28 protein-coding genes and 1 tRNA gene are annotated in these 25,061 nt (G+C 33.9%); 12 read left to right on the top strand and 17 right to left on the bottom strand.

The window, feature by feature from the left end; genetic code table 11:
• Positions 1-229: 229 nt before the first annotated feature.
• From ACFFGL_RS10925 to ACFFGL_RS10910, 4 genes are all read left to right on the top strand, one after another.
• Entirely contained in the window at positions 230-976 is a 747-nt protein-coding gene (locus tag ACFFGL_RS10925) for a hypothetical protein (protein ID WP_309726090.1), read from the top strand.
• 3 nt (positions 977-979) lie between these two features.
• Entirely contained in the window at positions 980-1,474 is a 495-nt protein-coding gene (locus ACFFGL_RS10920) for a hypothetical protein (RefSeq protein WP_309726092.1), read from the top strand.
• Positions 1,475-1,478: 4 nt separating this feature from the next.
• Positions 1,479-2,030 carry a hypothetical protein gene (locus tag ACFFGL_RS10915; protein WP_309726094.1) on the top strand — a complete coding sequence of 184 codons (552 nt, stop codon included), beginning with the start codon at positions 1,479-1,481 and terminating at the stop codon, positions 2,028-2,030.
• Between the two features lie 75 nt (positions 2,031-2,105).
• Positions 2,106-2,564, top strand: coding sequence for a hypothetical protein (locus ACFFGL_RS10910; RefSeq protein WP_309726096.1), 459 nt, complete (start codon positions 2,106-2,108; stop codon positions 2,562-2,564).
• Positions 2,565-2,652: 88 nt separating this feature from the next.
• On the opposite strand, the gene ACFFGL_RS10905 is transcribed toward ACFFGL_RS10910, so the two are convergent.
• Together ACFFGL_RS10905 and ACFFGL_RS10900 are read right to left on the bottom strand one after the other, a co-directional pair.
• Positions 2,653-3,225 carry a GIY-YIG nuclease family protein gene (locus ACFFGL_RS10905; RefSeq protein ID WP_309726098.1) on the bottom strand — a complete coding sequence of 191 codons (573 nt, stop codon included), beginning with the start codon at positions 3,223-3,225 and terminating at the stop codon, positions 2,653-2,655.
• 194 nt (positions 3,226-3,419) lie between these two features.
• A complete protein-coding gene (locus tag ACFFGL_RS10900) occupies positions 3,420-3,974 on the bottom strand; it encodes a hypothetical protein (protein WP_309726100.1) in 555 nt (184 codons plus the stop codon).
• A gap of 57 nt (positions 3,975-4,031) precedes the next feature.
• Between ACFFGL_RS10900 and ACFFGL_RS10895 the strand changes: the two genes are divergently transcribed.
• Complete coding sequence (locus ACFFGL_RS10895; RefSeq protein ID WP_309726101.1) at positions 4,032-4,259, top strand: helix-turn-helix domain-containing protein; 228 nt, start codon at positions 4,032-4,034, stop codon at positions 4,257-4,259.
• Between the two features lie 345 nt (positions 4,260-4,604).
• Here the strand turns inward: ACFFGL_RS10895 and ACFFGL_RS10890 are convergent.
• From ACFFGL_RS10890 to ACFFGL_RS10870, 5 genes are all read right to left on the bottom strand, one after another.
• Positions 4,605-4,678 (bottom strand) — tRNA-Asp (locus ACFFGL_RS10890).
• A gap of 86 nt (positions 4,679-4,764) precedes the next feature.
• On the bottom strand, positions 4,765-5,694 hold the full coding sequence (locus tag ACFFGL_RS10885) for a DUF58 domain-containing protein (RefSeq protein WP_309726103.1): 930 nt from the start codon (positions 5,692-5,694) through the stop codon (positions 4,765-4,767).
• A gap of 94 nt (positions 5,695-5,788) precedes the next feature.
• A complete protein-coding gene (gene trxA, locus ACFFGL_RS10880; protein WP_309726105.1) occupies positions 5,789-6,106 on the bottom strand; it encodes a thioredoxin in 318 nt (105 codons plus the stop codon).
• A 196-nt stretch (positions 6,107-6,302) separates the two neighbouring features.
• Positions 6,303-10,691, bottom strand: a complete 4,389-nt coding sequence (dnaE, locus tag ACFFGL_RS10875; RefSeq protein WP_309726107.1) for a DNA polymerase III subunit alpha — start codon at positions 10,689-10,691, stop codon at positions 6,303-6,305.
• Between the two features lie 238 nt (positions 10,692-10,929).
• Entirely contained in the window at positions 10,930-11,937 is a 1,008-nt protein-coding gene (locus ACFFGL_RS10870) for a DUF6252 family protein (RefSeq protein WP_309726110.1), read from the bottom strand.
• 143 nt (positions 11,938-12,080) lie between these two features.
• On the opposite strand from ACFFGL_RS10870, the gene ACFFGL_RS10865 reads away from it, so the two are divergent.
• From ACFFGL_RS10865 to ACFFGL_RS10855, 3 genes are all read left to right on the top strand, one after another.
• Positions 12,081-12,650: a 30S ribosomal protein S16 gene (locus tag ACFFGL_RS10865; RefSeq protein WP_309726112.1), complete on the top strand. Its 570-nt coding sequence runs from the start codon at positions 12,081-12,083 to the stop codon at positions 12,648-12,650.
• A gap of 16 nt (positions 12,651-12,666) precedes the next feature.
• Positions 12,667-13,191 (top strand): ribosome maturation factor RimM, encoded by a 525-nt coding sequence (rimM, locus tag ACFFGL_RS10860; RefSeq protein WP_309726114.1) that lies wholly within the window; start codon positions 12,667-12,669, stop codon positions 13,189-13,191.
• 65 nt (positions 13,192-13,256) lie between these two features.
• Positions 13,257-13,970, top strand: a complete 714-nt coding sequence (locus ACFFGL_RS10855) for a tRNA1(Val) (adenine(37)-N6)-methyltransferase (protein ID WP_309726117.1) — start codon at positions 13,257-13,259, stop codon at positions 13,968-13,970.
• Here the strand turns inward: ACFFGL_RS10855 and ACFFGL_RS10850 are convergent.
• Positions 13,967-14,371, bottom strand: coding sequence for a hypothetical protein (locus ACFFGL_RS10850; protein ID WP_309726119.1), 405 nt, complete (start codon positions 14,369-14,371; stop codon positions 13,967-13,969). The two genes, ACFFGL_RS10855 and ACFFGL_RS10850, sit on opposite strands and share 4 nt — an antisense overlap.
• 187 nt (positions 14,372-14,558) lie before the next feature.
• Between ACFFGL_RS10850 and ACFFGL_RS10845 the strand changes: the two genes are divergently transcribed.
• The 4 genes from ACFFGL_RS10845 (at position 14,559) to ACFFGL_RS10830 (ending at position 18,413) form a co-directional block, all read left to right on the top strand.
• Positions 14,559-15,737 (top strand): acyl-CoA dehydrogenase family protein, encoded by a 1,179-nt coding sequence (locus ACFFGL_RS10845; protein ID WP_309726121.1) that lies wholly within the window; start codon positions 14,559-14,561, stop codon positions 15,735-15,737.
• A gap of 379 nt (positions 15,738-16,116) precedes the next feature.
• Complete coding sequence (locus tag ACFFGL_RS10840; protein WP_309726123.1) at positions 16,117-16,899, top strand: DUF3050 domain-containing protein; 783 nt, start codon at positions 16,117-16,119, stop codon at positions 16,897-16,899.
• Positions 16,892-17,257 (top strand): hypothetical protein, encoded by a 366-nt coding sequence (locus tag ACFFGL_RS10835; RefSeq protein ID WP_309726125.1) that lies wholly within the window; start codon positions 16,892-16,894, stop codon positions 17,255-17,257. The genes ACFFGL_RS10840 and ACFFGL_RS10835 overlap by 8 nt, the downstream gene beginning before the upstream one ends.
• Before the next feature lie 106 nt (positions 17,258-17,363).
• Entirely contained in the window at positions 17,364-18,413 is a 1,050-nt protein-coding gene (locus ACFFGL_RS10830) for a transporter (protein WP_309726127.1), read from the top strand.
• 60 nt (positions 18,414-18,473) lie between these two features.
• Here ACFFGL_RS10830 and ACFFGL_RS10825 read toward each other — a convergent pair whose 3' ends face one another.
• From ACFFGL_RS10825 to ACFFGL_RS10785, 9 genes are all read right to left on the bottom strand, one after another.
• Positions 18,474-18,806, bottom strand: coding sequence for a 2Fe-2S iron-sulfur cluster-binding family protein (locus ACFFGL_RS10825; RefSeq protein WP_309726129.1), 333 nt, complete (start codon positions 18,804-18,806; stop codon positions 18,474-18,476).
• Positions 18,807-18,813: 7 nt separating this feature from the next.
• On the bottom strand, positions 18,814-19,875 hold the full coding sequence (locus ACFFGL_RS10820) for an NAD(P)/FAD-dependent oxidoreductase (RefSeq protein ID WP_309726131.1): 1,062 nt from the start codon (positions 19,873-19,875) through the stop codon (positions 18,814-18,816).
• Between the two features lie 87 nt (positions 19,876-19,962).
• The gene (locus tag ACFFGL_RS10815; protein WP_309726133.1) at positions 19,963-20,214 is read right to left on the bottom strand and encodes a NifU family protein; all 252 of its coding nucleotides are present in this window, start codon (positions 20,212-20,214) and stop codon (positions 19,963-19,965) included.
• 5 nt (positions 20,215-20,219) lie between these two features.
• Complete coding sequence (locus ACFFGL_RS10810) at positions 20,220-21,356, bottom strand: Mrp/NBP35 family ATP-binding protein (RefSeq protein ID WP_309726135.1); 1,137 nt, start codon at positions 21,354-21,356, stop codon at positions 20,220-20,222.
• A 164-nt stretch (positions 21,357-21,520) separates the two neighbouring features.
• A complete protein-coding gene (locus tag ACFFGL_RS10805; RefSeq protein ID WP_309726137.1) occupies positions 21,521-21,853 on the bottom strand; it encodes an MGMT family protein in 333 nt (110 codons plus the stop codon).
• Positions 21,846-22,475, bottom strand: a complete 630-nt coding sequence (locus ACFFGL_RS10800) for a LysE family translocator (protein ID WP_309726139.1) — start codon at positions 22,473-22,475, stop codon at positions 21,846-21,848. The genes ACFFGL_RS10805 and ACFFGL_RS10800 overlap by 8 nt, the downstream gene beginning before the upstream one ends.
• A gap of 9 nt (positions 22,476-22,484) precedes the next feature.
• Complete coding sequence (gene trmB / locus ACFFGL_RS10795) at positions 22,485-23,159, bottom strand: tRNA (guanosine(46)-N7)-methyltransferase TrmB (protein WP_309726141.1); 675 nt, start codon at positions 23,157-23,159, stop codon at positions 22,485-22,487.
• Between the two features lie 94 nt (positions 23,160-23,253).
• A complete protein-coding gene (locus ACFFGL_RS10790) occupies positions 23,254-24,369 on the bottom strand; it encodes a sensor histidine kinase (protein WP_309726142.1) in 1,116 nt (371 codons plus the stop codon).
• The gene (locus ACFFGL_RS10785) at positions 24,369-25,052 is read right to left on the bottom strand and encodes a response regulator transcription factor (protein ID WP_309726145.1); all 684 of its coding nucleotides are present in this window, start codon (positions 25,050-25,052) and stop codon (positions 24,369-24,371) included. Before ACFFGL_RS10785 ends, ACFFGL_RS10790 begins: the two co-directional genes overlap by 1 nt.
• Positions 25,053-25,061: the final 9 nt, after the last annotated feature.

Genomic DNA, 25,061 nt, shown 5'->3' with positions numbered 1-25,061 from the left:
CTAACATTTGGGTTTTTAAAATATTCGTGAGAAAAGCTATACCAAGGCTTCAACAATCTTATTCAGCTTAATTTCAAAAAAATATTAAAGATTTTTTTTTAAAATTAACATTTATTTATATGTTTGAATAAAATACAATTAATTGACATTCAAATATTAATAATATGTGTATTAAAGTAAAACTTAAACATATTATTGCTAAAAAATTATAAACAAAATAGTTGTTAAAATGAAAAATTACATCCCAAAAATTAAATTTAATCCTAAAGAAAAACCTAAAATTCTTCATCTCGATTCCATACGGCCAACAGGACCTTTTGGTCCTCAAAAAATTAAGTCTATCCTTTCTTTTATGGGTGCTCAAGATATGATTTGGAATGGAGTTACATTATGGGAAAGGAATGAGTTAACTCACTTCGATATCGCTTGTCTTCATTTCTTCTACCAAGTATTAGATCATTCTTCAGATTATGAGGAAGTTCTTTTAGAGAGTCTAAAAAATGAAAATAATCCTTTCTCTCAAAGAGGTAAAAGTGAAACCTATCAAGCGGTAGTTGATGAATTACTTATAGATCCTATAACAGGAATTAGACGATTCCAATTTGGTAATTATTTAAGTAGATATTTATCGCATACAGTATTTAGGCAAATAAATGATAAAGATGTGTCTTCATTTCTACAAGAAGGGAAAAATAGAAAAAGAAATTTCACTACTCATTATTTCGAATCGTATAATAATTGTGATGAGTATCATACCAAAATTTCGGACGAAGAATCACTTTTTTTAATTGAACTATTTCGAAAAAGATTTAATTATAAATCCACCTACTTACAAGAGTTAATGGTAGGGTTGGAGCTACAAGAAAGACCCAATTTATATAGAAAGAACTTAAATTTATATGCTAATGCTACTCAAGCAATTATCCAAAATGGGATGACTCAAAAATTAAATCAAAATAAAGGACCAAAATTATAATTCATGAAAACAGAAATTCAAAAACAAAAAGAAGAAGACGAGCTTAGAAAAACAATGTCACGAACATTAAATAATGAATCGGTCTGTTATTCTTTCAATGAAATGTTTGAGGCTCATGGGGAAGCTATTCGAATAATATATTTAAAAAAAATACTTCCAAAAAAATTAAGGATTTCTGCTCGAAAGGCAATAATCGTTTATTTAGAAAGAAAATTTGGAGAGAATTATCTCCGTTCTGATTTTACGTTAGATGAATTGATACGAAAAGTTAAGGTGCAGTATGACCTTACCGCGGCAGATAAAAGAAAGCTGAGGTACGTTGAACACGTCCATCCAACTTTTCCGTGTAATTTTTTTAAAGACGATATGAGGTCATTGAACGGTTATCATAAGGCTATTTGTGATATTATGATTTTAAAAATCGAACTGGAACTAGAAAGAAATGTATACAGATCAATAAATCAAATTGAAAAAGAAATCAAACAGTACAGAAATTAAACTTATGGATAAATCAATAAACAGGATAGATAAAAATGTAGAGTTGTTAATACAACGTTTACATCAAAATGATGCGATTATGCAGGAAGTAAGTGACTCTTTTAAAGGTGTCGACGTCAAGGAATTAAACAATCAACTAAAAAAATACAATGAAAATGTTATAAATGACCAAAATTTTTATGAGGAACTTTTAGAATTACAAGAGACTAATTTTGAGAAGCATAAAAAGCTAAAAAATTCTCTTCAACAACATATTGCAAATATACCTGAAATACCAAGTAAGGTACGCTATACTAGAGAAACTATTTTTGATAGAGATTCAAAAAAGAATTTAAAAAATATTTTATACTCAATTTCTATTACTACTATCATCGTGTTTTATGGTTTTAAATTTATTGAGCAAGCAAGTATAAATGGTAAGTATCAAATAGCATATGAACAACTTTATCATCATTCTTCTGAGGAAAAGCAAAATAAATTAAAAAATCGTTTAGTAGAAGCTGAAAATAAACATAGCTGGTATGAGAAAGCTCTCATTTATATCGAGAACTGGTAATTTTATTTTACATAATAGCGTTATTTATTTGCCGTACTATTCAAAAGTTTTACCTTGACAAAAAATTAGTTAGCTATGTTTACAGATGCAGAAATAGATTGGTTATACCGCGAATATCTTGACAATTATGAAGAACACGAAGATTATTACCAATTAGAAGAATATGCCGGTACAGATCTTTACCGGTATATTTTAAGTTATTTAAATAGCACTCATCCCAAGTGGAACACCAACAGTGAACTTGGTCGGTGTGCCGCAGCCGGTGTATTAAGCTTAATGATCAATTTATCTGAATATAAAGAAAAATATTCCCGAAGTGAATTGGAACAGGAAATAGAGTGTGAATATGAATCAATGAAGAGCTTTCATCAAAAGTGTTTTATCGATGAATGTTTAGAAAAAATAAGTAGGATTGAAGAAGAAAGCAAACACGTCCAGGGGCGTGATCCTATTGAAATTAATACCGACCAGTTTATTGAAAAAGCGAAGGAAAAGGTAATTTACAATTTTGAAGAACCTTTTCTAGCTCTTTAGATTATTTTCATAGGGTTACCTAAACTAATCAAAAAAGAAAGATGATCAATTCTTTTTTATGCTTCATTAAGCAAGTGGAATGAATGCTTTATATTTTAAAAAAATGCTGATAATCTTGGATTGGTTTATCTTTCCGATCAAAACCATTTCTGACTGCGTATTCGTATATAGCCTGATTATATATTTCTACTGCATTTAAATCGTTTTCGTTGCAATACTCAACAAGATCTTCTGCGAGTACACGAGAAAGTGATTTTAAGGTAAAATCTATAGGAAAATAAACTTTAGGGAGCTTATGATTATAAAACCCACAAGTATCAATTCCTTTGTAAATTTTATATTTCATTCCATAATCTTTCTGATCACTTATATATTGTAAGATTAAATTAAGGCAATTGTCTTGCCTGAACTCCTGCTTTCCTGCAAAATCAAAATCTTTGTTGAAATGATACTTAAAATCTAGGGTAATTTCTAAAAGATTTCTTTCTAATAATGTAATTTTTCTTTTACTAGAATTGGTGACTATCCTAGATTGATAATAATCAACATTAAATCCGGTCTTTTTTTCGATTTGAGATATTCGATAAATAAGGTTGGTAGTGACTCCGATTTTTATTTTTGTATGTTTTTTAAATTTTAGGATATAAAGTAATGTGCTCATGCTGGCGATTTTAAGGATTTATTATTTAAAAAGCGTGGAACTGAACTTGCTAATTCCAGAGGTATCGCCAGACACCTATCACTAAACAAGCACAGCCCACGCCATTTTGTAAGCTATCTATCTTGAATTTAATGATTAAATACTGGCGATATTCCGGAATCAATTCAAAATAAGACGCTATGTTATTTTAATTATTAATTCCAATCCACAGATATGTTTCTAATTTCGATTTTATATGTTTCTCGATCTCTATTTCCTCTTAAATTCAGTAAATAATAATTCAATTCTATATAGGATAATTGAGTGGTACCGGGAAGAACATTTTGAAATTCAATTTGCCCTTGAACTGGCACGCTAGTCGGTACTTTTACGCTCATCACTCCCCTATGAATCTGGTTCGGAGAATTAGGGAAAGTGGCCGATTTAAATTCAATTCCTTCCCCTAGAACATTATATGCTATGGGTTTTCCAGAGCCCACATGAAGATCAAACTCTTTATTTATAAGTTCGTGTTTTATTAAAAACTTGAGCGTGATAGTTTGTGAATCTGTAGACCCGGTTAAAGAAATAATTTTAAAATCTAAATCATCATTGCTGTTAACTATTTCTATATCTCCATTGACATTTAAGAGCTTGCAAGTGGAGTTAATCTCCTGTAAATATTCAATTTCGTTTTGTAGTTCTTCAGTGTTTTGAGCGTTTAGTAAAAAGCAAGCGCACAAAAAGACGGGTATAAAAATTCTCTTCATATAAATGACTTTTTTGTCATTACAAATATTAATAAAAATTTCCATTTTCCCAAATCAATGGGAGAACGTATTAAAAATATTGAGCTACTTGAAAAAATTGCTTTAAAGATTAAAGCATTACGAAATGAAAAAGGGCTAACCCAAGAAGATGTCTATAATGATCTCGGCATCCACATTGCCAGAATTGAAGCTAACAGGTCCAATATCACAGTTAGTACGCTTGCAGAAATCTGTAAGTATTTTTCTATTTCTTTGAAGGATCTTTTCGGGGAAATTGAAAACTAATATTCAAGTAAATAGATTAGGTAAAACTTGTATTAATAATTTACTGTTTTTACCATTTCCAATATATTCTCTTTTTTTTTACTCCTCTTATTCCAAACTTTGATAATTTACTTTTAAACAAACTAGTCTTTACTAGTTATATTTTCTGATTTCTTAAATGAATTTGAGGTCGAATTATTTAAAATTGCCGCACGTTTGCCGCACAAATAAAAAAAGCCTCTCCCTCTTACAGGAAAAGCTCTTCACCGGTTTAACCTACTTAAACCTTATGCCAAGCTTGGCTTGACACACAACACAACTTCGTAAAAAAAGCCTCAATTTTACAATTGAAGCTTTTTTATTTTGCGGTCTGGACGAGACTCGAACTCGCGACCTCCTGCGTGACAGGCAGGCATTCTAACCAACTGAACTACCAGACCGTTGCGTAATTGCGAGGGCAAATATACAAGAGTTTATAGTTTCCACAAATATTTTTTTCGCTTTTTTTCAAGTATTTTTTTCACCTTTACACAAACTTTTGACGTTCAATTAAATAAGTAGTTAAAATTTTATTGAAATTCTCGTGAATATCTACCGGCACGTACTTAATACCATATTGCATGCAACGCATTTTAAGTTCTGCAAAGTATTTTTTTATCTCTTTTTGATAATTCTCTTTCACATTATCGGCGTATAGGTTTATACTTTCGCCGGTTTCCACATCAATGTAGCGTTTGGGGGTATTTTCAAAATTGAAATTAAGTTCTCGTTTACTATCATAGGTATGAAAGAGAACCATTTCATGTTTATTGTATTTTAAATGTCGTAGAGCTTCAATTAAACGATCTTCCTCTTCTGAAGCTTGAAACATATCGGTAAATAAAAAGATTAACGAACGCCGCTTTATTTTTTCAGCAATTTGGTGTAAAAACGTGTAGGTTTCAGTAGTTTGTCGTTTAGGTGAATTACGTACAACATCTTCCAATTTTTTCAAAATCATTTGGTGATGACGTTCGCTTCCCTTTTCAGGTGCGTAATAATCATATTTATCGCTGTAAATACTTATTCCTACCGCATCGCGCTGTTTCTTTAAAATTTGCATAAGCGAGGCAGCAGCTAAAGCGGTAAATCCAATTTTATTCAAGTTATCTATGGATTGTTTTTGAAGTTCAGGATAATGCATCGACGAAGAATTATCTACAATAATGTGACAACGCAAATTAGTTTCTTCCTCATAGCGTTTGGTATATAATTTATCGGTTTTCGCATATAATTTCCAATCGATATGCTTGGTACTTTCACCATTATTGTAACTTTTATGCTCGGCGAATTCTGCAGAAAACCCGTGAAACGGACTTTTATGCAAACCAGAAATTAAACCTTCAACTACATTTTGCGCCAGATGCTCAATATTTGTAAAACCATCGCTTTTATTTACTTCTTCTCTTAACTTCATTTTTCAAAATTCTAAAACCAACGTTAAAGGTACTAAAATAAAAAAAGGTTTGACGCGAACGCCAAACCTTCAAGTTATTCAGTTTAAAAATATTTTATAGCAATTCGTCGATTGCTTTTGTATAAGCGTCTTTAGGAGAAACTCCAACTTGACGCCCTACCAATTCTCCATCATTAAAAATTAACACGGTAGGAATATTTCTAACACCATATTTTGCAGCAAATTCTTGGTTTGCGTCTACATCTAGCTTACCAACTACCGCTTTCCCATCATATTCCTTACTAATTTCGTCAATAATCGGTCCAACCATTCTACAAGGTCCGCACCAAGCAGCCCAAAAATCTACCAATACCGGTTTATCACTATTTAACACTTGCTCTTCAAATGTTGCGTCTGTTATTTCTAATGCCATAATTTTTAGTTTTTTAATATCACAAAAATAGATAAAATTTTTTAGTTGTGAGTAGCCATTTATATTGCATTAACCTATATAAAAATCGACTTACTTTATACGGGCGTTTCCTTCGCGCTGCTTCGGTCGGGCTATCCGCTTTTACGCTTCGTCCTTTCAGTCCTGCAGGGTAACCGCTTCTATCCCTAACGCAAAATTAACTTACCTTGTAATGCAATTGCTGACTTTCTAATTCATCCAAAAGTTCTTGAGAAATTTTCACTTTTTGTTTTCTACTCGGCATATGAAGTTTTATACGATCTTTTAATTCATACACTACAAAATTCAGCATATGATCGCCGGGATGAATTCTAAATAAATCCTGCAAACCATCAATATGCTTATCCTGTAAATCATCAATATCCAGCTGAATAGTCAATTTTTTAGCATAGGTTTCCATCACATCTTGCAACTGCTTAAACGAATTAAACTGAATCCGTGGATCACTTTTTCTACCGGTTTCTTTATTTGTCCAGCCTTCTTTTACAAAGACTTTCATATGAATAAAATTATTCGGCATTAAAAAGTGGCGATGTTTTAGATAATCTTCGCCAAAAATTTTAAAATCATACGATTCATTATAATCTTCCACCGTAAAAATTGCCCAACCTTTTCCAGTTTTACTAACCCGATGTTGAACATCACTAATTACACCACCTAAAGACAATTCTTTATTTAAATGATTTTCTAACTGACTAAAATCTGCTAACGTGCTGTTGCAAAAATATTTCATTTCCGCTTTAAAATCGTCTAGCGGATGACCGGAAATATAAATCCCAACCACTTCGCGTTCTTTACGAAGTTTTTCCATTGTTGCCCATTCATCACAAGGCGGAACTTGCGGCTCCGGAATTTGCACTTCGCTCGCTTCACCAAACAAACTAACTTGCGAAGAATTTTGACTCTCCTGAAATTTAGAAGCAAATTTTATAACCTTTTCTAGAAAAGTAATTCCGTCGCCTTCTTCGTGAAAATATTGTGCTCTATGTGTTGGCTGAAAACTATCGAAACCGCCTGCTAATGCTAAATTCTCAAAAGCTTTTTTATTAGCTGCTCGTAAATCGATACGTTTTGCCATATCAAAAATAGAACGGTAATGGCCGTCTTTTTTTCGGTGTTCTACAATAGTACGAACCGCGCCGCCACCAACTCCTTTAATCGCTCCCATTCCAAAGCGAACCGCGTTATTCTTATTTACCGAAAATTTATAGTACGATTCGTTTACGTCGGGTCCCAGTACCGGTAATTTCATCCGTTTACATTCTTCCATAAAAAATGTAACGTTCTTAATATTATTCATATTATTAGATAATACTGCTGCCATATATTCTGCCGGATAATGGGCTTTTAAATAGGCAGTTTGGTAAGCAATCCAAGCATAACAGGTAGAATGTGATTTATTAAAAGCATAACTCGCAAACGCTTCCCAATCTTTCCAAATTTTCTCTAGAGTTTCCCTTGCATGTCCTTTAGCTTCTCCTCCATTTAAAAATTTTGGTTTTAAAGTTTCCAATAAAGCAAAAATCTTTTTCCCCATCGCTTTTCGCAGCATATCGGCTTCACCTTTAGAGAAACCTGCTAATTTCTGAGAAAGCAGCATTACTTGCTCTTGGTAAACGGTGATTCCGTAAGTTTCCTGAAGATATTCTTCCATATCTTCAAGATCATAAGTGATTTCTTCTTTCCCGTGTTTTCTAGCGATAAAACTAGGAATATACTCCATGGGTCCCGGTCTGTACAAAGCATTCATGGCAATTAAATCTTCAAAAACAGTCGGTTTTAACGCCTGCATATGTTTTTGCATTCCTGGCGATTCATACTGAAAAATACCAACCGTTTCGCCGCGCTGGAAAAGTTCGTATGTTTTTTCATCATCAAGTGGAAAACTTTCAGGGTCTAAGTCGATATCGTGTCTTCCTTTTACAATTTTCACGGTATCTTTTATGAGCGTTAATGTTTTTAAGCCCAAAAAGTCCATTTTTAATAATCCGGCGTTTTCTACTACCGAGTTATCAAATTGCGTAACGTACAAATCTGAATCTTTCGCCACCGAGACCGGAACGTAATTAGTGATATCACTTGGTGTAATAATTACACCGCAAGCGTGAATTCCGGTATTTCTTACCGAACCTTCGAGAATTCGAGCTTGGTTTACGGTTTGCGCTTCTAAATCGTCTCCTTCTGAAATATTCAGTAATTCATTAACTTTATCTACTTCTTCACTTCTGAATTTTGCTTTGATTCCTTTTTCGTCTAAGGCGAAAATTTTATGCAATTTCGACATATCGGGAATCAACTTCGCGATACGATCGGCTTCATTTAGAGGCAAATCCAATACTCTGGCGGTATCTCGAATAGAAGATTTTGCCGCCATTGTTCCGTAAGTAATAATTTGCGCTACTTGATTTGCCCCATATTTTTGAATTACATAATCCATTACCCGACTTCTTCCTTCATCATCGAAATCGATATCGATATCGGGCATACTAACACGATCGGGATTTAGAAAACGCTCAAAAAGCAAATCGTATTTTATAGGGTCAATATTGGTGATTTTTAAGCAATAGGCTACCGCACTTCCCGCTGCCGAACCTCGACCCGGCCCTACGGAAACATCCATATTTCGAGCTTCGCGAATAAAATCTTCTACAATTAAGAAATACCCCGGATATCCTGTATTTTCGATAACGGAAAGTTCGAAATTTAAACGTTCAGCAATCGCATCAGTTATTTCGCCGTAGCGTTCTTCTGCTCCTTTAAAGGTTAAATGTTTTAGATAAGCATTTTCGCCTCGTTTTCCGCCATCTTTTTCATCTTCTTCATTTTTAAATTCTTCAGGAATTGTAAATGCTGGTAACAAAACATCTCTAGCAAGTTCAAAAGGTTCAACTTTATTTACTATTTCCTGAATATTAGAAATAGCTTCGGGCAAGTCCTTAAACAAGCCTTTCATTTCATCTGAAGATTTAAAGTAATATTCTTGATTTGGCAAACCGTAGCGATAACCTCTACCTCTACCGATTGGCGTAGATTGCTTTTCACCGTCTTTTATACACAATAAAATATCATGCGCATTCGCATCTTCTTTGGTAGCATAATATGTATTGTTACTGGCAATTATTTTTACATCGTACGTTTTTGCTAACCGGACTAAGGCTTCATTTACTCGATCTTCATCTTCTTGACCGTGACGCATTAATTCAATATAAAAATCGTCTTGAAAGGTTTCTTTCCACCACAAAAGTGCTTCTTCTGCTTGGTTTTCTCCGACATTTAAAATTTTACTCGGTATTTCTCCGTACAAATTTCCGGAAAGCACAATAATGTCTTCTTTATATTTTTGAATGACTTCTTTATCGATTCTGGGAACGTAATAAAATCCGTTGGTATAAGCGATGGAAGACATCTTCGCTAAATTATGGTAGCCTTTTTTATTTTTTGCAAGTAATACAATTTGGTATCCGTTGTCTTTTCTAGATTTATCGGTATGATTTTCACAAACAAAAAATTCGCATCCAAGAATTGGAGTTAGTGGTTTCTCTGAAAAATTTTCTCCGTTATCTTCAGCTTCTTTTTTACGTTCAGCAAGACTTTTATTGTATTTGCTAACTTCTGTAACAAAATGAAAAGCACCCATCATATTCGCATGATCGGTTAGAGCAACTGCCGGCATTTTTTCTTTTGCAGCTATTTTTACCAGATCGGGAACGCTAATGGTTGATTGTAGTATTGAAAATTGACTATGATTATGTAAATGCGCAAATTCTTGTTCTTCTAGAACTTCTATATTTTCCTGAATTTCTTCTTCGGAAATATCTTGCTCGGGTGTTTTTTTGGCTAATTGCGCACGAATTTTATCGGAAGCTTTCTTAAGATTGATATGTTTTAAGCCGATAAGTTGAATGGGCTGTGGATTTTCTTCCGAAAAATTTTCAAAATAATCGGGAGAAACGTCTAATTCTTCAGCGGTAAAAATGCGTTGACGAATTAATTCTAAAAAACAGCGTGTGGTTGCCTCTACATCGGCTGTGGCATTATGCGCTTCAGCAAAAGGTTCGTTAAATAATTTTTCGTGTAATTCTGTTAAGGTTGGTAATTTAAATTTTCCTCCTCTACCACCGGGAATTTGACATAATTGCGCAGTTTTTTCGGTACACGTATCTAGAACTGGTAATTCTGAAAGCTGATTTTCAACGGATTCTCGATAGAATTCGGCACCCATTATATTGATATCAAAACCAACATTTTGCCCGACAATAAATTTGGTTTTCGCTAAAGCTTCTTTAAATCTTTGTAATCCTTCGGCTAAAGAAATTCCTTCTTGTTCTGCTAATTCTGTAGAAATTCCATGAATTCTTTCAGCATCATACGGAATATTAAAGCCTTCAGGTTTTATGAGAAAATCTTCGTGCTCAATTAAACGACCCATTTCGTCATGCAACTGCCAGGCGATTTGTATAGCTCTGGGCCAATTTTCAGAATCGCTGATTGGCGCATCCCAACGCTTTGGTAATCCGGTAGTTTCGGTATCGAAAATTAGGTACATAGGTTTTATTTTTATAGCAGAATAGAACGTCTAAAATTAGAAAAAGATAAGAGTTTTAGAAAGCAAAGTTATCAACAAAAAAAACCATCTAGAAAAATCTAGATGGTTTTTGCAACACCTCTAAAATTTGGGGCAAAAGAGGTCAATTTTTAAAAAACGTGCCACTAAATACTTTATTGTGTGAAATAAAAAGACTTCAGTAAAAAACTGAAGTCTTTTTATATAAGATATTTTTCTTTTAGAATGTTAGGTCGAATGTTCCGTTGGTTAGCTCTAAATCGCCTCCATCGTTATTTGAAACTGTTCCATAGAAAGTTGCCATTAAACTTCCACTTGTATTTGTAGTTACATCACTTGTAAATGGAGTCGGCGCACCTGATGGTGTATAAACCGAAGTAAGTTTAATTTCAAAATTTTGTATCATATCTGCTCCAGTAGCGTTTTCATCTATTTCAAAATAAATAGTATAATCATTTGGTGCAGAGGTTTCGCCAGTTATTTTATAAACTCCTGTATCTAATACTACGCTTACTTCATCGAAGTCGATTGGTAAGTTTCCTGCGGTTACCGTAATATTTCCCTGTGCATTATTTCCAGGGCAATCTAATCCATCAAGAATTGCTTGCAAGCTTCCATCGTCATCGCCACAAGCTTCAATTTCATCTTCCAAGGCATTTTGGTAAGCTAAACAAGCAGCTTCAAAATTGCCGGAATCATTTGGGTCTGCGTCTTCGTAAGCTTGCTTTGCTTCTGCTGAAGTTGCTTGCGCTTCCACACAAGTTGCACCAACATTTATAGCGCCTGGATTGGTTAAAGGAATTTCAAAAAAGAAACCTTTATTGAAATTTAACGTATCCTCTTCGGTATCTTGAACTGCATCAAAATAAAACTCTCCAGAAAGTTTCCCTTGTTGAATTTTAGTGATTTGAATTTGGCCCATTCCATTAACTCCCGTAGTATAGAAATTTCCTTCTAAGGTTTGAAAAGTTGCTTCATTAGCGCTACCGCTACCTAAAGTATACGAGCCTATCTCTACTGAAGAAGTTTTTAAAGTTATGGTTTCAGAATCTGTTGCACCAGTAAAAGAAACCGATCCGTCGTCATTTATTGTTGCAGAGGTATTTTTGGTTCTAAAAAATTCACCATTTACTTCACCTTGAATACTTGGCGCATTGGTTTCAATTTCATCACTACAACTTCCTAGGGTTGATATTGCTACAAGAGCTAAAAGAAAAATTTTTTTCATAAGTTTCGGGATATCTTCACTATTTTTTCCATTACAAATGTAAAAGAAAAAATAATAATCTTTTTATTATAGATAAAAAAATATATACTATCTTTGCAGACTTATTAATAATCGGGGTCGGGAACCCCAAAATTTAATTTATTATGCCTGTAAAAATTAGATTACAAAGACACGGTAAAAAAGGAAAACCTTTTTTCTGGATTGTTGCCGCAGATGCGCGTGCAAAAAGAGATGGTAAATTCTTAGAGAAATTAGGAATTTACAATCCAACTACCAATCCTGCTACTATTCAACTTGATGTGGATAGTTCAGTAAAGTGGTTACAAAATGGAGCGCAGCCAACAGATACGGCTCGTAACATTCTTTCTTATAAAGGCGCTTTAATGAAAAATCACTTGGCCGGAGGTGTTCGTAAAGGAGCATTAACCGAAGAACAAGCCGAGGAAAAATTTAAAGCTTGGTTAGAAGAAAAAGAATCTAAAATTAACGCTAAGCGTGAAAACCTTAGCAAAGCTGAAGAAGAAGAAAGAGCAAAAGCTCTAGCTGCTGAAAAAGAAGTAAACGCTAAACGTGAAGCTGAATATAAAGCTGCACAACAAGAAGCAGAAGCTGCTGCGGTAACCGAAGAAGGTGAACCAGAAGCGAATGCTGAAAAAGAAGTAGATACTGAAACTGCAGACGAAGCTAAAGCAGAAGACAAAAAGTCTAACTAATTAAATTTTTCTAACGATGCGCAAAGAAGATTGTTTCTATCTTGGTAAAATCGTTAGTAAATTCAGCTTTAAAGGAGAGTTGCTTATCAAATTAGATACCGACGATCCTGAACATTATTTAGAAATGGAATCAGTTTTTGTTGATTATAACAAAAATTTGGTTCCATTTTTTATTGAAAAAAGCTCGCTTCAACGAAGTGAATTATTACGAGTTAAATTTGAAGACGTCGAAAATGAAGAAGATGCTGACGATCTTTTAAAGTGTGAAGTTTACCTTCCTTTATCTGAACTTCCGCCGCTTGGCGAAAATCAATTTTATTTTCATGAAATTATAGGTTTCGAAGTAATTGATCTCTCTTTTGGAAAAGTGGGTAAAATTACCGGAATTAATGATTCTTCCCCCCAAGCTTTATTTGAAATAGAACATCAGGATAAACAAGTTTTAATTCCTGTGAATGATGATTTTATTGATCATCTTGAAAAAGAAAATAAAAAAATTTTTACCAACGTTCCTGAAGGATTAATTGAAATGTACCTTTAGCCATCAATTATTTTTCGCAACTTCTTACCTGAAATTTCACTAATTTTCTTTATTACAATTTCCTTATGGCAAAACCTTTCCATTTTAAAGAATTTTCCATTCAGCAAGATCGTTGTGCGATGAAAATTGGCACCGACGGTGTTTTGCTTGGTGCTTGGACTTCGCTTGAAGGAAAACCAAATTCCATTCTTGATATTGGGGCAGGAACCGGAGTTATAGCCTTAATGATGGCACAACGCTCTTCAGCAGAACTTATTGATGCTATAGAGATTGATGAAAATGCATACGAACAATGCGTAGAAAATTTTGAAGAAAGCATTTGGAATGACCGCTTATTTTGTTATCACGCCAGTTTGGAAGAATTTGTAGAGGAAATTGATGAAACATATGATGTAATTATTAGCAACCCGCCATTTCACGAAGAGAATTATCAAACTCCAGATACGCAACGAAACAAAGCTCGCTTTACTGATTCACTACCAACTGAAGAATTATTAAAAAGTAGTGCAAAACTGTTAGCAAACAACGGAATATTAGCGATTATTATTCCACATCAACACGAAGAAAAATTCCTAAAAGAAGCTAAAAAACATAACTTATTTCCACAACAAATTACCCACATTAAAGGAAATGAAACCTCTCCAATTAAAAGAAGTTTACTGCAATTAGGAAAGAAAAAGCAAGAGTCAAAAAGCTCAACTTTAGTATTAGAAAAAGAACGCAACATTTATACCGAGGAATACCAAGCTTTAGTCCGCGACTTCTATCTCAATCTTTAAAAAATAGCCGTTAAATCGTTATAAACTTTCTGAATAAATCCCGGTTTTTTCGATTTGCTTAAATCAATTACCAAACCGCTCCATTTTTGTTGAAATTCTTCATCTGTAAGCTGAAAAGTTTTTCCTTCAGCAGTTGTAAACTCAATAAAAGATTCTTTTCGACAACCAAATACTAAGCGGTATGCGCCATCAATTAAAACATCGGCTATAAAACTTCCGGTAAGTAAATTAACTTGGCTATTCGGTAGTTTTTTAATGTTATTGTTCATTTTAAACATAGAAAGTGTATCTATCATCGCCATAAAGCCAGGATAATTTGAGTTTTTGCAATAACTTTCTCTAAGTTCACTAAGAAATTCTTTCCTTAGTTGTTTATCTTTAATTGTTTTTGGGGAAAACATATTAAATTATTTTAAGGTTGTTAATATTAAATTAAGAAATATCTAAAGTAAATCATTTTATTTCTTTCTCATTTCGTTTAAGTGTGTTTTTTTATAGACAAAATACATTTATTAAAACTCCTAAAAAGAATTTGATTCTCAAGCCGCTTTCTGTAACTTTACTTTTGAATTTGAAAAACAACACTTAATGAAAACCGACTTATTTCAAGCCCCGGATTATTATAATATAGACGATCTCTTAAACGAAGAACACCTCATGGTTCGCAATGCTGCGCGCGATTGGGTAAAACGTGAAATTTCCCCAATTATTGAAGATGCGGCACAAAAAGCTGAATTTCCTAAATCTATAATTAAAGGTTTAGCAGAAATTGGTGCATTCGGGCCTTATATTCCTGAAGAATATGGCGGTGCCGGACTCGACCAAATTTCTTATGGATTAATTATGCAAGAAATTGAACGTGGCGATAGCGGGGTTCGCTCTACAGCCTCTGTACAATCTTCTTTAGTAATGTATCCTATTTGGAAATACGGAACCGAAGAACAACGCAAAAAATATTTACCAAAATTAGCGACGGGCGAATTTATGGGAAGTTTTGGCTTAACCGAACCTGATCACGGATCGAATCCCGGCGGAATGACCACTAATTTTAAAGATAAAGGCGATCATTATGTATTGAATGGAGCAAAAATGTGGATTTCAAATTCGCCCTTTTGTGACATCGCCGTAGTTTGGGCAAAAAATGAAGAGGGAAGAATTCACGGATTAATCGTAGAACGCGGTATGGAAGGTTTTACTACTCCTGAAACGCATAATAAATGGTCGTTAAGAGCTTCGGCAACCGGAGAATTAATTTTTCAAGATGTAAAAGTTCCAAAAGAAAATCTGCTTCCAAATAAAAGTGGACTCGGAGCGCCACTTGGCTGTTTAGATTCGGCTCGTTACGGAATTTCTTGGGGTGCGATTGGTGCTGCGATGGATTGCTATGACACGGCTTTACGTTATGCAAAAGAACGTATTCAATTTGATAAACCAATTGCAGGATATCAACTTCAGCAGAAAAAATTAGCTGAAATGATTACTGAAATTACCAAAGCGCAATTATTAGCCTTTCGTTTAGGACAATTAAAAAATGAAGGGAAAGCCACTACAGCACAAATTTCGATGGCAAAACGAAATAATGTAGATATGGCGATAAAAATTGCTCGTGAAGCACGACAAATTTTAGGTGGAATGGGAATTACTGGAGAATACAGTATTATGCGCCATATGATGAATTTAGAAAGTGTAATTACTTATGAAGGTACACACGATATTCATTTACTAATTACTGGTGCAGACATTACCGGAATTCCGGCATTTAAATAAATTAATTACAAAAAATATCAAAAAAGGGCAGCGTTTACAGCGTTTGCCCTTTTTATATTTTTCACAACAACTTTTTTTGAGTTTTACTTTTTTCTTAGGAAAAACGCCTTCTACCCGTAAATAATCTACCGATTTTTTAATAAACTAACTCGAAGCAAGTCCACAAAGTATTCATTAGAAATAAATTTTTAATTTCAAGCTAGCCTACGAAGTATTAAAACCTTTGGCGTTGCCAATAAAATATGAGAATATCACAAACCATTCTTAAAGTTAAGGATAGATTTTTATAATTTCATCTTTTCTGACTTATGAAAGCGTTAAATTTTAGGCATTGCTTTAATTTACAAGTATTAGCACTTATTTTTGCACAAAAAATTTAATGCGTTTAGAAAATATTCATCAAGCTACCGAAGATCAACGAAATGCTTTACTCAAACATTCGCTCTATGAAAAAATTCAAAATCCGCGTGATTTGCAAATTTTTATGGAACATCACGTATTTGCAGTTTGGGATTTTATGTCGTTGCTGAAAGCGCTTCAAATTAAATTAACCAATACAGAATTGCCGTGGTTTCCTGTAGGAAATCCTGAAGTTCGTTATTTAATTAATGAAATTGTATTAGCTGAAGAAACCGATCTTAATTATTTTGGAAACCGCCAAAGTCATTTCGAAATGTATCTTGACGCGATGAAAAAAAGCGGATCAAACTTAAATCGCATTGAAGATTTTATTCAGCAAATTGAACACGGAACTGATATTTATTTGGTAATTGCTTCGAGTGAGCTCCCAATAAATGTGAAAAAATTTCTCAGTTTCACCTTCGATATTGTGTATTCAAATAAACCACATCAAATTGCAGCGGCATTCACTTACGGTCGAGAAAATTTAATTCCTGCAATGTTTTCTTCTATCATTGAAAAAATTCAGCAAAACTTTCCTGAAGAAGATTTAACGCTGTTTAAATATTATTTTGATCGTCATATTGAATTAGATGAAGATGAACACGGACCGATGGCTTTAAAAATGGTTGAAGAACTTTGCGGAAATGATGACCAAAAATGGAATGAAGCTGAAGAAATTTCACAACAGGCGTTAAACCAACGTATTTTATTGTGGAACGGAATTGAAGATGAAATCAATAAAAACCACGTAATTGCCTAAACTCAGTAGTTTATTTCTTTGCAGTTTATACCTGGTAGCGATGCTTCGACCGGCAGAACCTGTATTAGACTACCTTATTAATTATGATTATATTTCGAAGGTTTTATGTATTAATAAAGACAAACCCAAATTAAATTGTAACGGAAAATGTTACTTAATGCGTCAATTAAAAAAGCAGCAAGATTCTGAAACTCCAAAAAACCGCATTCAATTAGAAAATTATCCAATTGGTTTTATTGAAATACTTCAACTTTCTCCGCAAAATTTTATAGTCGAAGAAAAATCATTTCAATCGCATTACTTTAATTTCTATAGCTACTTAGCTGATTTATCTTTTTTTCATCCACCAAGTGTATAAAATATTTCGTTTTTAGAATAAATATTTTTTGCTCCAATCTTGAGCAAAATTCACATCCTTTAAATGGATGCAATTCAACTTATATAAATATTTACACACTTTTATCATGAAAAAATTTTTAAGTGCATGGCTTTTCATGCTCAGCTTTATAGGGTTTTCACAAGAAAATTCCACTTCACATTCAGATGATTTATGGACTTCTAGCAGGCCTGACGGTCACGCGCCAATTGGTGTAATGGGCGATCATTATCATCATAAAGGAGAATTTATGTTTTCCTATCGTTTTATGACTATGCAAATGAAAGATTTACGTTATCAAGATGAAGACGTGAGCAAAGATTTTGTTTATAATAATTATATGGTCACCCCGCAAAAAATGTTAATGAATATGCATATGTTAGGAGCGATGTACGCACCTTCTGACAAGTTAACGCTTATGGCGATGGGCAATTATATAAGTAATGATATGGATTTGCAAATGCAAATGACCAATAATATGGGAATGAACATGCGAAGTGATTTTACCACAAATTCAAACGGGTTTGGAGATGTTTCACTTTCTGCATTGTATCGTATTTTCAATAAAAATCAGCATAGTTTACATACGCAAGTCGGCGTTATTTTACCAACCGGATCTATTGAAAAGAAAGATGAAACGGCGATGTCTAACGAAAATAAGGTTATTCTACCTTATCCTATGCAAATCGGTAGTGGTTCATTTAGCACGCAATTAGGTTTAACCTATTTATGGCAAAAAGAAATGATTTCGGGCGGTATTCAAGGAAAAACTATGCTTCGCTTGAATGATAATAAAAATGATTATCGTTTAGGAAATCAATATAATGCTACCTCTTGGTTAGCACTAAAAGCAAGTGAATATTTAAGTTTCTCTGTACGAGGCGAAGTTTCATATACCGATGATATAAGTGGTAGGAATGAAGTTTTAAACCCGATGATGGTTACTACAGTGAACCCGAAAAATTACGGCGGATTTATTGCGAATTATGCGATAGGAGTAAACTTTTTAATTCCACAAAACGCATTAAAAAATTTACGCTTTGCTGCTGAAATAATTTTACCGGCTTATCAAGAACCAAATGGAATTCAACTAAAACAAAATTATACGTTGACTTTTGGAACTCAATATTCTTTTTAAGCCTTTACTAAAAAAAACCTCATCAAAATTGATGAGGTTTTTATTCAATATCTATTTTAATTACGATTCAGGAGCAAGTTTTACTACCAAACCTTCTAAGTCTTCTGTGATAGGAATTTGACATCCTAAACGGCTATTATCTTCTACATAAAACGCTTCAGCTAGCATGGCTTCTTCATCCATTTCCATTTCAGGTAATTCGTTTTCAGAAAGAATGTAACATTGGCAAGATGCACACATGGCCATTCCGCCACAAACGCCAATCGTTCCTTCCGGAGCTAACTCGAAAGAGCGTACAATTTCCATTAAATTCATTGCCATATCGGTTGGCGCTTGAACTTTATGCGTTTCGCCTTCACGATCGATAATTGTAATGTTAACTTCGTTCTCCATAGAAAAATTAATCAATCGCTTTAACAATAGCTTTTGGCGCTTCTTTTTTACTTCCGTCGAAACCAGTAACACCACCAACTGTAGTATATTTCATCACGTATTTCTTATCAGGGAAAATACGTTTGTAAGCACTTTGACACATTAAGGTTGCTTCGTGGAAACCACAAAGAATTAATTTTAATTTCCCCGGATAAGTGTTTACATCTCCAATGGCGTAAATTCCTGGAATATTGGTTTGATAATCTAAGGTATTATCAACTTTTATCGCGTTTTTTTCAATTTCTAATCCCCAATCGGCAATAGGTCCCAGTTTTGGAGAAAGCCCGAATAACGGAATAAAATGATCGACTTCTAATTCTATTTCTTCAGAAGCTTCATTATTTTTTCGAATTAATACCGACTCTAAATGCCCATTCCCGTTTAATTGATCGATTTCAGCAGGGGTAATTAAATTTATTTTTCCGAGATCTTTAAGTTCTTTAACCTTATCTACAGAATCTAACGCTCCTCTAAATTCATTTCTTCGGTGAACTAAGGTAACTTGCGAAGCGACATCAGCTAAGAAAATGCTCCAATCGAGTGCAGAATCACCGCCGCCGGCAATTACTACTTTTTTATTTCGATAAACTTCAGGATCTTTAATCATATAAGAAACACCGTGGTCTTCGAAATTTGCAATATTATCAATAGGCGGTTTTCGTGGTTCAAAACTTCCTAAACCACCAGCAATTGCTACTACCGGCGCATGATGTTTTGTTCCTTTATTTGTAGTGACGATAAAGGTATCGTCTTCTAATTTTTCAATCGTTTCTGCTCTTTCGCCTAATGTAAAACCTGGTTCAAATGGTTTAATTTGTTCCATTAAATTATCTACCAAATCTCCGGCTAACACTTCGGGAAAAGCGGGAATATCGTAAATGGGTTTTTTAGGGTAAATCTCTGCACATTGTCCGCCGGGTTGGGGCAACGCATCGATAAGGTGACATTTTAGTTTTAATAATCCTGCTTCAAAAACGGTAAACAGTCCTGTAGGACCGGCACCGATTATCAATATATCTGTTTTAATCATACCTAATTATTCGTCTATAAAAACAACAGTAAAATTAACTTTTTTAGTGCTAGTTAAAAATGACATTTGTCAACTTTCAGCAATAAATTAGCTTTCAATATTTACCACTTTTTGAATTTGCGGTGCATATTTTTTTATGGTCATTTCTACGCCAGATTTAAGCGTCATTTGGTTAACGCTACATCCTACGCAAGCTCCTTCTAATTGAACTTTTACGATATTGGTTTCCTCGTCTATTTCAATAAGCGAAATATCGCCGCCATCGCCGCGTAAAAAAGGTCTAATTTCTTCTAAGGCCTTCTCTACGTTATTTTTCAGTTCTTTATTCACTGTTGTCATAAGCTTTATTTTTTAACGGCACTACATCCTGCCATTGTAGTTATTTTTATTGCCTCGGTAGGCGGCAAGCTTTTATTTCTATCTACGGTTTCTTGCACCACATTTCTGGTAATTTCTGTTAATGCTTTAGCAATTGGCGTATTTTCTTGTAAAGCTGCGGGACGACCAATATCACCCGATTCTCTAATACTTTGCACCAATGGTAATTCTCCTAAAAATGGAATCTCTAAATCTTCTGAAAGTCGTTTAGCTCCTTTTTCACCGAAAATGTAGTATTTGTTATCCGGTAATTCTGCCGGCGTAAAATAGGCCATATTTTCAATTATTCCGATAATTGGTACATTTATACTTTCTTGTCTAAACATCGCTACTCCTTTTTTAGCATCGGCTAACGCTACATTTTGTGGCGTACTTACAATCACAGAACCTGTAATTGGAAGCGATTGCATGATGGAAAGGTGAATATCTCCGGTTCCCGGTGGAAGATCGACCAATAGAAAATCTAACTCACCCCAATCGGCATCAAAAATCATTTGGTTTAACGCTTTCGCTGCCATTGGTCCACGCCAAATTACCGCTTGATTTGGTTTCGTAAAAAAGCCAATCGATAAAATCTTTACTCCATAGTTTTCGATCGGTTTCATTTTAGATTTTCCGTCAACTGTAACGGATAAAGGTCTTTCACGCTCAACATCAAACATCATGGTTGCAGACGGTCCGTAAATATCGGCATCAAGCAAACCAACTTTAAAACCCATTTGTGATAAACTTACCGCTAAATTTGCCGTTACAGTAGATTTACCGACACCTCCTTTTCCAGAAGCTACGGCAATAATATTCTTTATTCCCGGAATTGGTTTTCCTTTAATTTCTGGAGCTTTATCTTTCTTTGGAGCGTCGACTTTAATATTAACTTTTACTTTAGCTTTTTTGTAAACATGTTCATGAATTGCCTTCATCACATCAACTTCAGCTCGTTTTTTAATATGTAAAGCAGGCGTTGCTAATTGTAAATCGACTACAACCTCATCACCAAAAGTGACAATATTTTTTACCACGCCACTTTCTACCATATTTTGACCTTCTCCAGATACGCTAATGGTTCCGAGTGCTTTGCGGATTTCATTTTTATCTAATTTCATCTATGCTATTTTTAATAATTGCTCAGCTAGAGCTTGTCATTTTTTGATATGCCAATTCTCTTACTTAGAATTATTCTAAAATGCAAATATAAGAGTTAAGTATGTAATTAAGAAGGGGATTAATTGAATTTATTGATAGCTGAAAAAGGCTTTCTAATATTAAGCTAGTCTTCTAAAATTGGTGGCTTCCAGAAATGTTTTTCAAAATCTTGAACCGTATTATTTCTCACCTCTATTCCTTCACTTTCTAAAAGCTGTTGCATCAAGTTTGTACCAGAAAAGTGGTGCTTTCCTGTTAAAATACCATTTCTATTCACCACACGATGCGCCGGAACATCTTCTAGATTAGCAGCGTTATTCATAGCATAACCAACCATTCGTGCACTTTTGGCAGAACCTATCGCTTTTGCAATTGTTCCATAAGTGGTTACTTTTCCGTAAGGAATATTGCGAGTAACTTGGTAAACTTTTTCGAAGAAATTATCATTTTTAGCCATTACAATAAATCCTGATAAGGGTAATAATTACCAGTAAGAGCATTAAACCAGCCATAAAATAATTCGAATATTTTGAAAAACGATTGGTGTGCTTTTCAATTTTCAGAAATGAAAGCACATAAATATAGAGTGTAGAAAATGTACCTAAAGCGGCGGCTAATGAAAAAATAATAACGCTTATAATATCATAATTAATATCTCCTTTCGCGTTAAAAGCAGTACTGATTACTACAAAATAAGGAACAGGAAAAACATTTAGCAATGCAATAGTAATACCGGTAAAAAAGTTTTTAGCTGAATTTCCTTTAGAAACTTTGTGCTTGTTTTTTTTATTTTTTCTTGCCGCAATAAAGAAATAAACACTTAAAATGAGAAATACAACTAAACCGGTTCGCAGTAAAATATTTCTAACATAAGGATGATTAAAAATATATTTTGCCATTAAAATAGCAATACAAGCTTGGCAAAATACAATTAACGAAGCTCCTAAAGCCACCCAAATTCCACTCTTTTTTCCTTTTTGAACGCAGGTTTTTGCAACAGTCATATTCACTAAACCCGGTGGAAAAACGCCGATTAATGCTGCAAAAAATGTAAAGAAAAAGAGTTTAGTTTCTTCCAAGAGCCTCCGTTATTTTACCCTAAATTGAATATAGGTTATTTTCTTATTTTGTTCAAGATACTGATTTTCGTAGAAAGTTTGAATACCTACCACTTCTTTTGGTGAATAATCGTTTTTATAAACATCGTGATTGGCATGTAAAATTTCATGACCTTCACCGTGTAACAAACCTAAAGTATAACCGTGCATAAATTCGCTATCGGTTTTTAAGTTTATGGTTCCTTCCAGGGTTAGAATTTTTTTGTATTTCTGAAGAAACTCAGTATTAGTTAAGCGATGTTTGGTACGTTTATATTTTATTTGCGGATCCGGAAAGGTAATCCAAATTTCATCGATTTCATTTTCAGCAAAAATCTGATCGATTAATTCAATTTGCGTACGAAGAAAACCGACATTCGGCATGTTTTCTTCTAAAGCAGTTTTTGCACCACGCCAAAATCGAGCGCCTTTAATATCGATTCCCAAGAAATTTTTATGCGGAAACATTTCAGCTAAACCGATGCTATATTCTCCTTTTCCGCAGCCTAATTCTAAAACAATTGGATTGTTATTTTTAAAAAAGTCTTGCGCCCATTTTCCTTTTAATGGAAATTTTTCTTCTACAATTTCTTTTCGTGAAGGTTGAATGACATTTTCAAAGGTTTCATTTTCTTTGAAACGTTTTAACTTATTTTTACTTCCCACGGCTTAACTTTAATATTTCGGTAAAATTAATTAAAATACTAAAGCTTGAAAATAAACCTACCGAGAATAGGGAAATTTTATTTTACAGCGCTCGCTAGAAGAATTTTAGGGAAGAATTATTTTTCTTAGTGGTTTCTTTTGGCTGTTCTTTGGGTTTGTCTTTGCTTTTTTCTTCTTTTTCTATCGTGAAAGAAAATTCGCTTCCGACGCCAAAATCGCTTTCTACATAAATTTTTTCATTATGCGCTTCAATAATATGTTTTACAATCGATAAGCCTAATCCGGAACCGCCTTCTTTTCGAGAGCCACTTTTATCTACACGGTAAAAACGTTCGAAAAGTCGGGGAATATTTTTTTGTTCAATTCCTTCGCCATTATCCGTAACGCGAACAATTACTTTATTTTTTATTAAATCTTCAATACTAATTTCTGTAGTTCCGTCACGTTTTCCGTATTTAATGGAATTTACCACCAAATTGGTAAGCACTTGTTGTATTCTATCTTTATCGGCATGCACCCAAATTGGCGTTGGATAATCGGTATCGAAGGTTAAGGAAATATTTTTTTTTGCGGCTTTCATTTCGAATAAATCAAAGACACTTTGAATTAAATCTACAATATTAAAACGTTCTTTATGGAGGTGAAGATCGCCGGTTTCCAGTTTAGTAATCATATCGAGATCGCGCACAATATAAATTAAGCGTTCTACGCCTTTACTGGCTCTATTGAGGTATTTTTCGCGAACGGCTTTATCTTTAATTGCGCCATCTAAAAGCGTTAAAATATAACCTTGAACGGTAAAAAGTGGGGTTTTTAATTCGTGAGAGACATTCCCCATGAATTCTTTTCGGTAATTTTCTCGAATTCGTAAGGCTTCTATTTCTAGTTTTTTTCCTTCAGCAAATTTTTCTACCTCTTTGGTTAAGGTTGCCATATCGGTAGTGATTTGATCTTGTTTTAAAGAGGAAGATTCGAGTAGTGAGACTTTATCATAAACCGCCTTTACGCGTTTATAAATAAAATGTTCAATACGAAGCTGAATGATTAAAAAAGCAAATACGTAACAAACAGCTGAAAAAATTAAAAGGTGATTCCAATTAAGGTTACCCGATAAATGTTGGTAAACCGCTACACTCGTACTTACAAATATTGTAATGAATAAAGAGGTGTAAAATGCAAATTTATATGATCGTTTAAATTCCTTCGCCATTAAATTACAAACTTATAGCCTACTCCTTTTACGGTTTTAAATTTATCGTCTCCTATTTTCTCACGAAGTTTTCTAATATGAACATCGATTGTTCTTCCACCAACGACTACTTCATTTCCCCACACATTATTTAAAATATCTTCTCGTTTAAATACTTTACCGGGTTGCGAGGCTAACAACGAAAGTAATTCAAATTCTTTACGCGGAAGAATTATCTCAGACTTCCCATTCAGAATCTTATATTCATCTCTATTAATGGTAAGATCGCCTATTTTTACAATATTTTCTTCAGCTTCTTCAGATTTTAACCGTCTTAACAGCGCTTTTACCTTACTCAATAATACTTTTGGTTTAATAGGTTTGGTAATATAATCGTCTGCGCCGGCATCGAAACCTGCTACTTGTGAATAATCTTCACCTCTTGCGGTTAAAAACGTAATGAGTGTATTTTCTAAACTCGGAATTTTTCTAATTTGTTCGCAAGCTTCAATACCATCCATTTCTGGCATCATTACATCTAATATAATAAGGTCTGGCGTTTTTTTCTTCGCCATCTTTACGGCCTGTACTCCGTTTTCGGCAGTTACTACTTGGTATCCTTCCGCAGTAAGATTGTACCCGATAATTTCTAAGATGTCCGGTTCGTCATCAACTAAAAGAATAGTAATGTCTTTAGTTTTCATAGTAATATG

Origin of the sequence: Mesonia maritima (genome assembly GCF_042433895.1) — a bacterium.
Taxonomy (GTDB): domain Bacteria; phylum Bacteroidota; class Bacteroidia; order Flavobacteriales; family Flavobacteriaceae; genus Mesonia; species Mesonia maritima.
Note: the sequence above shows the minus strand (reverse complement) of the source record. Positions and strands in the feature narration are given on the sequence as shown.